Annotated in this window: 3 protein-coding genes; all 3 read right to left on the bottom strand. The window is 73.6% G+C overall.

Annotated elements, in window-relative coordinates:
• Window positions 1-241: 241 nt before the first annotated feature.
• The 3 genes from ABZ915_RS41445 to ABZ915_RS41435 all read right to left on the bottom strand — a co-directional run bounded on the left by ABZ915_RS41445 (window position 242) and on the right by ABZ915_RS41435 (window position 13,234).
• Window positions 242-1,015: an SDR family oxidoreductase gene (locus ABZ915_RS41445; protein WP_361814242.1), complete on the bottom strand. Its 774-nt coding sequence runs from the start codon at window positions 1,013-1,015 to the stop codon at window positions 242-244.
• 101 nt (window positions 1,016-1,116) lie between these two features.
• Window positions 1,117-2,028, bottom strand: a complete 912-nt coding sequence (locus ABZ915_RS41440; RefSeq protein WP_361814240.1) for a proline iminopeptidase-family hydrolase — start codon at window positions 2,026-2,028, stop codon at window positions 1,117-1,119.
• A gap of 1 nt (window position 2,029) precedes the next feature.
• Window positions 2,030-13,234 (bottom strand): type I polyketide synthase, encoded by an 11,205-nt coding sequence (locus tag ABZ915_RS41435; protein WP_361814238.1) that lies wholly within the window; start codon window positions 13,232-13,234, stop codon window positions 2,030-2,032.
• Between the last annotated feature and the right edge of the window lie 9 nt (window positions 13,235-13,243).

The raw sequence follows: 13,243 nt of genomic DNA, 5'->3' as shown, positions 1-13,243 counted from the left end.
GGTCGTTGCCGAAGGACGCCGTCTCCGAGGTGAACCGGTCACCGGTGAGCTGCATACCGTCGCCGGAGTCCCCGGCGAACCGGATGACCACCCGGTCCAGACGGCGGATCTCCTTGGCGGGCGGTGCGCCCGCCCCGGGCGGCTCGGTGGTTTCCACAGACATGGCGAGAGGCTAACCACGCCCGTTAGAGGGCCACTCGCGTCACCGTATCGGCGCCGCCCGGGGTCTGGGGGCTGTCCGTCAGCCGGGGATGATCGGGCCGAGGTAGGTGCCGCCCGAGACGTCGAGGGTGCGGCCGGAGATGTAGGCGGCCTGGGGGCCCGCGAGGAAGGCGACCACGTCGGCGATGTCCTCGGGCTCGGAGAGCCGGCCGAGGGCGACGACCGACTCCAGCTGGGCGACCACCTCGGGGATGGCGGTGTAGTGCGCGGTCATGTCGGTGCGTACCGTGCCCGGCGCGACCGTGTTCGCCGTGATACCCCGCCGGCCCAGCTCGTTGGCCAGCGCCGGGGTCAGCGCCTCCAGGGCCGCCTTGGTGATGCTGTAGCCGATCTGCGTCGAGACGGCGAACCGGCTGGCCACCGAGCCGATGGTGATGATCCTGCCGCCGTCGTTCAGCATCGGCACGGCCCGCTGGGTGACGAAGAAGGGCGCGGTGATGTTGACCGCCAGCAGCGCCTCCCACTCCTCGGCGGAGATCTGGCCGATGGAGTGGGACGAGGAGATGCCCGCGTTGTTGACCAGGATGTCCAGACCGCCGTCCGCCGGCAGCTGTGCCGTCAACCCTTCGAACAGCCGGTCGACCGCGCCGTCCTCACCGAACTTCGCCTGGACGGCGAACGCCCGGCCGCCGTCCTTCTCGATCCGCGCGACGGTCTCCGCGGCGGCGGCCGCGTTGCTGCCGTAGTGCACCGCGACCAGGGCGCCCTCCGCGCCCAGGCGTACGGCGATCGCCCGGCCTATGCCTCGCGAACCGCCCGTGACCAGAGCCGTCCTGCCCGCCAGCGTGCCCATGGTGCTCCCCCTGTACCGAATCGGGTCCGCCGGGCCCTGCGGGGCCCGGCGGTGTCGGCACCACTGTGGCGGAAGGGGCTCGCCCTGTCCTCGACTCGGCCTCAGCGATTGGCGGAAACGCCGTCCAGGAACTCCTTCATCACCTTCTGGAACAGCTCGGGCTCCTCCAGGTGGGGCAGGTGGCTGGACTCCTCGAAGATCTCCCAGCGGTTGTCCGGAATCAGATCGTGGAAGGGCTGCACGGTGGCGGGCGTGGCCTCGTCGTACCGGCCGGAGATGATCAGGGTGGGCACGGCGACGTCGGGGCAGTGGTCGGTGACGGTCCAGTCCTTGAGGGTGCCGACGACGTGGAACTCGCTCGGGCCGTTCATGGCGTAGTAGACGGTCGGGTCGTTGTACACCTCGTAGAACGAGGCCAGGTAGTCGCGCGGCCAGGGCTTGAGGCGGCAGACGTGCTTCTCGTAGAACGGGCGCATCGCCGCGTGGTACTCCTCGGTGTCCGTGGTCCCGGCCGCCTCGTGGCGCAGCAGGGTCTCGTTGACACCGGGCGGCAGCTCGGCGCGCAGCCGGGCCGCCTCCTCGAGCCACAGCGGGTAGGAGGCGGGCGCGTTGGCGATGACCAGGCCGCGCAGTCCGGCGGGCTGGGCCGCGGCGAACTTGGTGACGAGCAGACCGCCCCACGACTGGCCGAACAGGACGTAGTTGTCGTCGATGCCGAGCTGGGTGAGCAGGTTGGCGAGTTCGTCGGCGAACAGGTCGGGGGTCCAGAACTCCGGTCCCTTGTCGGGCAGATGGGTCGAGCCGCCGTTGCCGAGCTGGTCGTAGAGGACGACCGGGCCGGTGTCCGCGGCGAGTTCGGTGAGGTTGCGCAGGTAGTCGTGGGTGCTGCCGGGGCCGCCGTGGACGGCGACCAGGGCCGGGCGGCCGGAGGAGAGGTCGCCCGTCACCTGGTACCAGGTCTCGTACGGCCCGAACGGGACCGTGCCCTTGCGTCGTTTGGGTTTCGCCGGCATCTCACATCACTTCCTGGTTCTGGTGGGCGGCCCGCGAAGCGGCGAGCGTCTCGGTCGTGTCGAGGGCCTCGGTGGTGAGCCACTCCTCGATGGCCCGGGCGGTGACGTCGGCGCGTTCCTCGACGAGCGTGAAGTGGTTCGCGGGAATCGGGCACAGGGTGTGCTCGGTCTCCCAGGGCTCGGCCCGGCCGGTGGTGAGCTCCGGCGAGGGGTCGTCGCCGTCCGGTACGAAGGACTGCGTGCACTGCACGAACAGCACCGGCGCCGACACCGGCGCGACCGGCAGGTCCGGCACGAGTTCCACCCAGCGGCCCATGGCGGACAGCCGCGTGGTGTCGAACTCCCCGAACACCGCCTCCTTGTCGAACAGGCCCTGGGCCAGGGCGTCCATGGGCACGCCCTCGCTCGCCCCGTCGTGCACGGTGTAGGTGTCGAGCAGGACCACGCCGTGCGGGCGGACGCCGTGGGCGTGCTCCAGGTGTGCGGCGGTGGCGTAGGCCAGGGTGCCGCCGGAGGAGTAGCCGATGAGTACGAACGGCTCGCCGCCGGTCGCCTCCAGCACCGTACGGGCCAGTCCCTGCACGGCCGCCTCGGGCGTCGCCGGGAGCTGTTCGCCGGCGTCGAAGCCGAGGACGGGCAGGGCCGACACCCGGCGCCGGCCGCGCAGTTGGGACACGATCCGGGCGTGCTGGTAGGAGCCGCCGGTCGCCATCGGGGTGTTGACGAAGACCAGGTGCGGTCCGTCGGGTCCGTCGGCGAGCCGGGTGGCCTGCGGTACGCCGTCCAGTTCGGTGGCGTCGGTGAAGGCGGGCCGGACCGCGGCCGCCGCGCTCAGCAGGTCGAAGCCCTTGTCGGCCCGGCCGCCGAACACCGCGGCGTGGAAGAGGTCGCGCAGGGTCTCCCCCGCGGCCCGCGCGGGCCGTACGGCCTCCGCCCGCTCCGCGGCTGCTTCCGCCTCGGGTGTGTCGGCGGCCGGTGCCTGTACGGCGTACTCGTCCAGGAGCAGCGCGGCCAGCCGGGCCGGGGTCTCGCTGTCGAACACCACCAGCGGCGGCAGCTTGAGCCCGGTGTCCATCATCAGGACGTTGCGCAGCTCCATCGCGCTGAGCGAGTCGAAGCCGGACGCCAGGAACCCGCGCTCGAGGTCGATCTCCGCCGGGTCCGCGTACCCGAGGATGGCCGCGGCCCGCGTCTGCACCAGCTCCCGCAGCGCCGCCTCCTGCTCGCCGCGGGAGGCCTGGGCGATCCGCGGCCAGATGAGCTCCGCCTCGACCGCCTTGGCCCCTGCCGTGCGCCGCTGGGCGGTGACGGGACGCAGCAGGGCGGCGAGTTTCCCGGCCGTCCGCGACTGGAGGGCCGTGCGGTTGATGTGCAGGGGCACGGTGGCGGGGCGGCCGGAGGTGAGGGCCGCGTCGAACAGGGCGAGGGCCTCCTCGGCCGTGAGCGGCGGCAGGCCCTGGCGTTCCATGCGCTTGACGTCGGTGTCGGAGAGGTACTGCCCCAGGCCCGTGTCCAGCCACAGGCCGTACGCCAGGGACTGCGCGGGCCGGCCGTGGGTGTCGCGGTGGGTGGCGAGGGCGTCGAGGAAGGTGTTGGCGGCGGCGTAGTTGGCCTGTCCGGCGGCGAGGGTGAGACCGCCCGCCGAGGAGATGAGGGCGAACAGGGCCAGCGGGGCGTCGGCGGTGAGCTCGTGCAGGTACCAGGCCGCGTCCGCCTTGGGGGCGAGGACGGCGTCCAGGCGGTCGGGGGTCATGGTGGCGATCAGACCGTTGTCGCCCGTGCCCGCCGCGTGGATCACGCCGGTGAGGGGGTGGGCGGCGGGGATGCCGGCCAGGAGCTCGGTCAGGGCGTCGCGGTCGGAGACGTCGCAGGCGGCGACGGTGACCCGGGCGCCGAGCTCGCCGAGTTCGGCGGTGAGCTCGGCGGCGCCTTCGGCGGCCGGGCCGCGCCGGCTGGTCAGCAGCAGGTGGCCCACGCCGTGCTCGGTGACCAGGTGGCGGGCCAGGTGGGCGCCGATGCCACCCGTGCCGCCGGTGATCAGGACGGTGCCCTCGGGGGCGAGGGCGGGGCTGTCGATGGGGGTGGCGGCGACCGGGGCCAGGCGGGGGATGCGGACGCCGCCCGCGCGCAGGGCGCTCTCGGGCTCGCCGGAGGCGATCACCGCGTCGAGGCCGTCGAGGTCGTCGCCGGTGGTGTCGGTGATCTGGATGCGGCCGGGGTTCTCGGCCTGGGCGGCGCGGACCAGGCCCCAGACGGGGGCCTGGGCGAGGTCGATGCTCTCGTCGTCGTCGACGGCCACACCGGACCGGGTGACGACGACGAGGGTGGAGTCGGTGAAGCGTTCGTCGGTGAGCCACTGCTGGATGACGGCGAGGGTGCCGCCGGTGGCGGCACGTACGGCGTCCGGCACCGGCCCGTCGGTCCGCGGGACGCGGTGGACGACCGCGCCGGAGACCGGCTCGTCACCGGTCACGTCCTCCCACAGCCGGTGGGCGGCGGTCCCGGTGGCCGCCGCGCCGGGCAGGGGCCGCCAGGCGATCTCGTGCAGGGAGTCCGGCCGACCGCCCTCCAGCTGCTCCTGCGACACCGGGCGGAACGTCAGGCTGCGCACGGACAGCACCGGGGCGCCGGTCGTGTCGGAGGCCTCCAGGGACATGGTGTTCTCGCCGGTCCAGGCGATGCGCACGCGCAGGGCGGTGGCGCCGACCGCGTGGAGGGCCACGTCCTCCCAGTGGAAGGGCAGCAGCGGCCGGGCGCCGTCCTCGCCGTCGTCGGCGGAGCCGCCGATGCCGAGGGCGTGCATGGTCGCGTCGAGCAGGGCCGGGTGGATGCCGAAGTCCTCGGCGTCGCCGTGGGCCTTCTCCGGCAGCTCGATCTCGGCGTAGATGTCGTCGCCGGCCGTCCAGGCGGCCTTCAGGCCCTGGAAGACCGGGCCGTAGTGGTAGCCGCGCTCCTGGAGGACCTCGTAGGTGTCCGTCACGTCCGCCTGGACGGCGCCGGCCGGGGGCCAGGCCGTGAGGCCCGCGGCGGGAGCGGGCGCGCCGGTGCCGAGGAGGCCCTCGGCGTGCAGCAGCCACGGGCTGTCGGCGGTGGCGTGCTCGTGCCGCGAGTGGATACGGACGGCCCGTCGGCCCTCGTCGTCGGGCGCGCCGAGCGCGACCTGGAGGGCGATGCCGCCGTCCGCGGGCAGCACCAGGGGCGCCTGGAGGGTGAGTTCCTCCAGGGTGGTGCAGCCGGCCTGCTCCCCCGCCCGCAGGGCGAGTTCGACGAAGCCGGTGCCGGGCAGCAGCACGGTCCCCAGAACGTCGTGGTCCGCCACCCAGCCGTGTGTTGCCGCGGCCAGCCGCCCGGTGAGGACCACCTCGTCGGAACCGGCCAGGGCGACGGAGGCGCCGAGCAGCGGGTGGCCGACCGAGGTCTGGCCGTGGTGGGCGACGTCGGTGACCGCCGTGGCCTCCATCCAGTACCGCTGGTGCTGGAAGGCGTAGGTGGGCAGGTCGACCCGGCGGGCTCCGGTGCCCTCGTAGAACGCCGTCCAGTTCACGCGGACGCCCGCGGTGAACAGGCGTGAGACGGCGGTCAGGAGGGTGCGGGCCTCGGGGCGGTTGCGGCGTACGGCCGCCTCGACCACGGTGTCGTCGACGGTGGCCTGGGTGAGCGCGGACAGGACGGCGTCCGGGCCCAGTTCCAGGAAGCGGGTCACTCCCCGTGCGTTGAGGTGGGTGACGGTGTCGGCGAAACGGACGGCTTCGCGCAGGTGACGGGTCCAGTAGTCGGGGGTGCCCCAGCCGTCGGTCACCTCGCCGTGGACGCCCGCGACCACGGGGATGCGCGGCGCAGCGACGGTGATGTTCTCGGCGACCAGGTGGAACTCGGCGAGGGCCGGGTCCATGAGCGGGGAGTGGAAGGCGTGGGAGACGCGGAGGCGGGTGGTCTTCCGGCCGCGCTCCGAGAACTCGGCGACGATCGCTTCCACGTCCGCCTCGACACCCGAAACCACCACGGACTGGGGACTGTTGATCGCCGCGATGCCGACGGTCTCGGAGACGAGGGGGAGGATTTCGTCCTCGGTCGCCTGGATCGCGGCCATCGCGCCACCTGCGGGGAGGGCCTGCATCAGACGTCCGCGTGCGGTGACCAGACGGGCCGCGTCCTCCAGCGAGATCGCGCCCGAGACGTGAGCCGCGGTGATCTCGCCGATGGAGTGCCCGGCGAGGTAGTCCGGGCGGATGCCCCACGACTCCACCAGCCGGTACAGAGCGGTCTCGACGGCGAACAGCGCCGGCTGGGTGTACGAGGTGCTGTTCAGCAGCTCCTCGTCCTCGCCCCAGATCACCTCGTACAACGGCCGTTCGAGGTAGGCATTCACGGCCGCGGCGACCTCGTCCAGCGCGGTCGCGAACACCGGGAAGGCGGCGTGCAGTTCGCGCCCCATCCCCAGCCGCTGGGCGCCCTGACCGGTGAACAGGAACGCCGTCCTGCCGTCCACCCGGCCGCCACTGACCGCAGGAGCCGAAAGCCCCGCCAGCAGTTCCTCCCGCGACTCCGCGACCACCACGGCCCGCTGCTCGTGCAGTGTGCGACTGGTCACCGTCGAGAAGGCGAGATCCGTCAGGGAAAGCTCCTCGTCGGCCTCCACCAGCGCGCGCAGCCGTGCGGCCTGCTCGGCGAGGGCCTGAGGCGTACGGGCCGTCACCGCCACGGGGACCAGGGGCAGTTCGGCGTGCTCCTCGGCCGCCACCGGTTCCACGGCGGGCGCCTCTTCGAGGATGACGTGGGCGTTCGTACCGCTCAGACCGAAGGACGACACACCCGCGCGGCGCGGACGGTCCCCGCCGGGCCACTCCACCGCCTCCGTCAGGAGCCGGACGTTGCCCTCCTCCCAGTCGACGTGCGGGGTCGGCTCGTCCACGTGCAGCGTCTTCGGCAGCACCTCGTTGCGCAGGGCGAGGACCATCTTGATGACGCCGCTGACGCCGGCGGCGGCCTGGGTGTGGGCGATGTTGGACTTCAGGGAGCCGAGCCACAGCGGCTTGTCGTCGTCGCGGTCCTGGCCGTACGTCGCCAGCACCGCCTGCGCCTCGATCGGGTCGCCGAGCTTGGTGCCGGTGCCGTGCGCCTCGACCGCGTCGACGTCGGCGGTGGTCAGGCCGGCGGCGGCGAGGGCGCTCTGGATGACCCGTTGCTGGGAGGGCCCGTTGGGGGCGGTCAGGCCGTTGCTCGCACCGTCCTGGTTGACCGCGGAGCTCCTGACGAGGGCGAGGACCTGGTGGCCGTTGCGGCGGGCGTCCGACAGGCGCTCCACCACCACGACGCCCACGCCCTCCGACCAGGCGGCGCCGTCCGCCGCGCCCGCGAAGGACTTGCAGCGGCCGTCGGCGGCCAGGCCACGCTGGCGGCTGAACTCGATGAACATGTCGGGGCTCGCCATCACCGCGACGCCGCCGACCAGCGCGAGCGTGGACTCGCCCGAACGGAGCGACTGGATCGCGAGGTGGAGGGAGACCAGGGAGGAGGAGCAGGCCGTGTCCACGGTCATCGACGGGCCTTCCAGGCCCAGGGTGTACGAGACACGGCCGGAGATCAGGCTGCCGCCGGTGGTGGCGGCGGCCTCGGTGCCCTGGCCGTAGTCGTGGTACATCACGCCCGCGAAGACACCGGTCCGGCTGCCCTTGAGGGAGCGCGGGTCGATCCCGGCCCGTTCCAGGGCCTCCCAGGACACTTCGAGCAGCTGACGCTGCTGCGGGTCCATGACGAGCGCCTCGTTGGGGCCGATGCCGAAGAAGCCGGGGTCGAAGTCGCCGGCGTCGTAGAGGAATCCGCCCTCGTTCGCGTACGTCTTGCCGGGGGTGCCCGGCTCGGGGTCGTACACGCCCGGGTCCCAGCCGCGGTCCGACGGGAACACGGACACCGCGTCCCGGCCCTCGAGGAGCAGGTCCCAGAGGTCCTCGGGTGAGGTGACGCCGCCGGGCAGACGGCAGCTCATGGCGACGATCGCGATCGGGTCGTCGTCGTCCGAGGTGCCGCGGACCGGGCCGGTGACGGCCGCGGCGGCGGTCGTCCCGGCGAGGCTCTCGCCGAGGTAGTCGGCGACGGCGCGGGCGTTCGGGTAGTCGAAGACGAGCGTCGCGGGCAGCCTGAGGCCGGTGCGGGCGGCGAGCTGGTTGCGCAGTTCGACGGCGCTGAGGGAGTCGAAGCCCAGCTCCTGGAAGGCCCGGTCGGGCTCGACGGCGTCGGCCGAGGCGTGCCCGAGAACGGCGGCGACGTTCTCCCGGGCCAGCTCCAGCAGGGCGTCGGCGCGCTCGTCGGCGGTGAGCCCCGCCAGCCGGGCGGCGAGGGCCGAGCTGTCGGCCGCCGCGCCCTGCGCGCTCCGCCGGACCGTGCGGCGCTGCGCGGTCGCGGGCCGCAGGAGGGCGGCGACCTCGTCCGTACGGGCCTTGAGCGCCGCGCGGTCGATGTGCAGCGGGACGGTGGCGGGGCGGCCGGAGGTGAGGGCCGCGTCGAACAGGGCGAGGGCCTCCTCGGCCGTGAGCGGCGGCAGGCCCTGGCGCCGCATCCGCTTGACGTCGGTGTCGGAGATGTACTGGCCCATGCCGGTGCCCATCCACAGGCCGTAGGCGAGGGACCGGGCGGGCCGGTCCTCGGCGTGCCGGTGGGCGGCGAGGGCGTCGAGGAAGGTGTTGGCGGCGGCGTAGTTGGCCTGTCCGGCGGCGAGGGTGAGGCCGCCCGCCGAGGAGATGAGGGCGAACAGGGCGAGGGGGGTGTCGGCGGTGAGTTCGTGCAGGTGCCAGGCCGCGTCCGCCTTCGGGGCGAGGACGGCGTCCAGGCGGTCGGGGGTCATGGTGGGGATCAGGCCGTTGTCGCCGGCCCCGGCCGCGTGGACCACGCCGGTCAGGCGGACGCCCGACAGGAGCTCGGCGAGGGCGTCGCGGTCGGAGACGTCACACGCCGCGACGGTCACCTCCGCGCCGGACTCGCGCAGTTCCGCGGCGAGTTCGGCGGCTCCCTCGGCCGCGGGGCCGCGGCGGCTGGTCAGCAACAGGTGCCGTGCGCCGTGCTCGGTGACCAGGTGGCGGGCCAGGTGGGCGCCGATGCCTCCCGTACCGCCGGTGATCAGCACGGTGCCCTCGGGGTCCAGGGAGGGTGATTCGGCATCCGGCGCGGTCACCGGGACCAGGCGCGGGATACGGACCTTGCCCTCGCGCACCGCGCTCTCCGGCTCGCCGGAGGCGATGACCGCGGCGAGGCCGTCCAAGCCGTCCGCGATGTCGGTGATCTGGACGCGGCCGGGGTTCTCGGCCTGCGCAGCGCGCACCAGGCCCCACACCGGTGCCTGCGCCAGGTCCGCGCGCTCACCGGGCTCCGCGGCCACACCGCCCTGGGTGACGACGACGAGGGTGGAGTCGGCGAACCGCTCCTCGGCCAGCCATTGCTGAATGACCGTCAGGGTCTGGTTCGCGGCGGCGCGTACGGCCTCGGGGAGCGGGCCGTCCGTCCGCGGGACGCGGTAGACGACCGCGCCGGTCACCGGTTCGTCGCCGGTGACCTCCTCCCACAGCCGGTGGGTGGCCTCGGTGTCGGCCGTGCCGGGCAGGGGGTGCCACCCGATCTCGTACAGCGACTGCTGCGGTCCGCCGTCCAGTTGCTCCTGGGAGACCGGGCGGGAGATCAGCGAGCCGACCGTCAGGACGGGCGCGCCGCCGGCGTCGGCCACGGTGACGGTCACCGTGTTCGGGCCCGACGGTGTGATGGCCACCCGGAGCGTGGCCGCGCCGGCGGCGTGCAGGGTGACGTCGTTCCAGGAGAAGGGCAGGACCGTGGACTCGTCCGTGCTCGAACCGTCGTCGATCAGTGCCACGTGCATGGCCGCGTCGAGGAGGGCGGGGTGGATGCCGAACTCGGCGGCGGCTTCGTGCGACTGCTCGGGGAGGGAGACCTCGGCGTACAGCGAGTCGCCGGAGGACCAGGCGGCCGTCAGGCCCTGGAAGACCGGGCCGTAGTGGTAGCCGCGGTCGCGCAGCAGCTCGTACGCGCCCTCGACGGTGGTCGGGGTGGCGCCGGGCGGCGGCCACGCGGTGAGGTCGGCGGCCGGGGCGCCGGCCTGCGGGGCCAGGGCGCCCTCGGCGTGCCGGATCCAGTCGGCGTCGTCGGCGTGCTCCGGACGGGAGTGCACGGTCACCGTACGGCGGCCCGCGGCGTCGGGGGCGCCGATCCACACCTGGACGGCGACCCCGCCGCGCTCGGGCAGTACGAGCGGTGCGTGCAGGGTCAGTTCCTCGACCCGGTCGCAGCCGGCCCGGTCGCCCGCGCGGACGGCGAGTTCGACGAACCCGGTGCCGGGGAACAGGATGGTGCCGAGGACGTCGTGGTCGGCCAGCCAGGGCTGGGAGTCGACGGACAGCCGCCCGGTCAGGACGATCTCGCCGGAGTCGGCGGAGGAGATGGCGGCACCCAGCAGGGGGTGCCCGACGGACTCCAGGCCCGCCGAGACCGGTCCGGCACCGCTGGCCTCGTCCGGCTCGACCCAGTACCGCTCGTGCTGGAAGGCGTAGGTGGGCAGGTCGGCCCAGCGTTCCCCGACCGCACCGAAGTAGGCCGCCCAGTCGACCGCCACGCCCTGCGCGTGCACCCGGCCGGCGGCGGCGATGATCTCCCGCGCCTCCGGTCGCTTGCGCCGCAGTGCCGGCACGAAGACGGCTCCCTCGGCGTCGGCGGCCGTCTGTGCGCCTAGCGCGGTGAGGATCGCGTCCGGGCCGAGCTCCAGGAAGGTTTCGACGCCGCGCTCCTGGAGGTGGGTGACGGTGTCGGCGAAGCGGACGGCTTCGCGCAGGTGGCGGGTCCAGTACTCCGGGGTGCCCCAGTCGTCGCTGATCTCGCCGTGCACACCGGCGACCACGGGAATGCGCGGGGCGTTGACCGTGATGCTCTCCGCGACCCGGCGGAACTCGGCGAGGGCCGGTTCCATCAGGGGCGAGTGGAAGGCGTGGGAGACGCGGAGGCGGGTGGTCTTGCGGCCCTGCTCGGCGAACTGGGCGACGATCGCCTCGACATCCGCCTCGACACCGGAAACCACCACGGAAGTGGGGCTGTTGATCGCCGCGATGCCGACGGTCTCGGAGACGAGAGGGAGGATTTCGTCCTCGGTCGCCTGGATGGCGGCCATCGCGCCGCCCGCCGGGAGCGCCTGCATCAGACGTCCGCGGGCGGTGACCAGCCGGGCCGCGTCCTCCAGCGAGATCGCGCCCGAGACATGGGCCGCGGTGATCTCACCGATGGAGTGCCCGGCCAGGTAGTCGGGGCGGATGCCCCACGACTCCACCAGCCGGTACAGAGCCGTCTCCACGGCGAACAGCGCCGGCTGGGTGTACGAGGTGCTGTTCAGCAGCTCCTCGTCCTCACCCCAGATCACCTCGTACAACGGCCGGTCCAAGTGGGCGTCCACGGCCGCCGCCACCTCGTCCAGCGCGGACGCGAACACCGGGAAGGCGGCGTGCAGTTCACGTCCCATCCCCAGCCGCTGGGCCCCCTGACCGGTGAACAGGAACGCCGTCCTGCCCTCCCGTACGGAACCCGTGACGACGTCCGGTGCCGCCGCGCCCTCGGCCAGCGCGGACAGGCCGGCCAGCAGCTCGGCGCGGGACTCGCCGACGACGACGGCCCGGTGGTCGAGGCGGGCCCGCCGGGCGGCCAGGCCCCGGCCGGCGGAGGCGATCGCCGTGTCGTCCAGGCCCTCCGCGTACGCGGCCAGACTCGCCGCCTGGGCCCGCAGGGCGTTCGGGGTACGGCCGGAGACCACCCACGGCACCAGTGACGGCACGGGCGCGGTGCCCTCGGTGGCGGCCTCCTCGGCGGGTTCCTCGGCGGGCGCCTCCTCCACGATGACGTGGGAGTTCGTACCGCTCAGCCCGAACGACGACACACCCGCCCGGCGCGGGCGCTCCCCGGAGGGCCACTCCACCGCCTCCGTCAGGAGCCGGACGTTGCCGGCCTCCCAGTCGACGTGCGGGGTCGGCTCGTCCACGTGCAGCGTCTTGGGCAGGACGCCGTTGCGGAGCGCCTGCACCATCTTGATGACGCCGGCGACACCGGCGGCGGCCTGCGAGTGGCCGATGTTGGACTTCAGGGAGCCCAGCCACAGCGGCTTGTCGTCGTCGCGGCCCTGCCCGTACGTCGCGAGCAGTGCCTGGGCCTCGATCGGGTCGCCGAGGGTGGTGCCCGTGCCGTGGGCCTCGACCGCGTCGACGTCGGCGGTGGTGAGGCCGGCGTTCTCCAGGGCGGCGCGGATGACGCGGCGCTGGGAGGGGCCGTTGGGCGCGGTCAGGCCGTTGGAGGCGCCGTCCTGGTTGACGGCGGAGCCCTTGACCACGGCGAGCACGCGGTGGCCGTTGCGGCGGGCGTCGGACAGCCGCTCCAGGAGCAGCACGCCGACGCCCTCCGACCAGCCGGTGCCGTCGGTGGCCGCGGCGAAGGACTTGCAGCGGCCGTCCTTGGACAGCCCGCGCTGGCGGCTGAACTCGACGAACACCTCGGGCGAGGACATCACGGCCACGCCGCCCGCGAGCGCGAGGGTGGACTCGCCGGAGCGCAGCGACTGGGCGGCCAGGTGGATGGCGACGAGGGAGGAGGAGCAGGCGGTGTCGATGGTGACCGACGGGCCCTCGAACCCGAAGACGTAGGAGACCCGGCCGGAGGCGATGGAACCGGTGGCGTTGTTGTACGGGTAGTCGTGGTACATCATCCCGGAGTACACGCCGGTCCGGCTGCCCTTGAGCGTGTGCGGGTCGATGCCCGCGCGCTCGAAGACCTCCCAGGACGCCTCCAGCAGCAGCCGCTGCTGGGGGTCCATGATGAGCGCCTCGTTGGGGCTGATGGAGAACAGCGCCGGGTCAAAGCGGTCCGCCTCGTGCAGGAAGCCGCCCTGGTTGACGTACGTGGTGTTCGGGCGCTCGCCGTCGGGGTCGTACAGGCCCTCGGTGTCCCAGCCGCGGTTGCCGGGGAACTCCGTGACGGCGTCGCGCCCTTCGTCGACCAGCCGCCACAGCCCCTCGGGGGAGTCCACGCCACCCGGGTAGCGGCAGGCCATGCCGATGATGGCGATGGGCTCCCGGGCGGCGGCCGTCAGGTTCCGGTTCTGGGTGCGCAGGCGGGCGGTTTCCTTCATGGACGCCCGGAGTGCGTCGAGGAGCTTCTGGTCTGAATTGGACATCTGCTTCTC

Origin of the sequence: Streptomyces sp. NPDC046915, assembly GCF_040644935.1 — a bacterium.
In the GTDB taxonomy this organism is placed as follows: Bacteria; Actinomycetota; Actinomycetes; order Streptomycetales; family Streptomycetaceae; genus Streptomyces.
The sequence above is the reverse complement of the archived record's forward strand: the minus strand, read 5'-3'. Positions and strand labels throughout refer to the sequence as shown.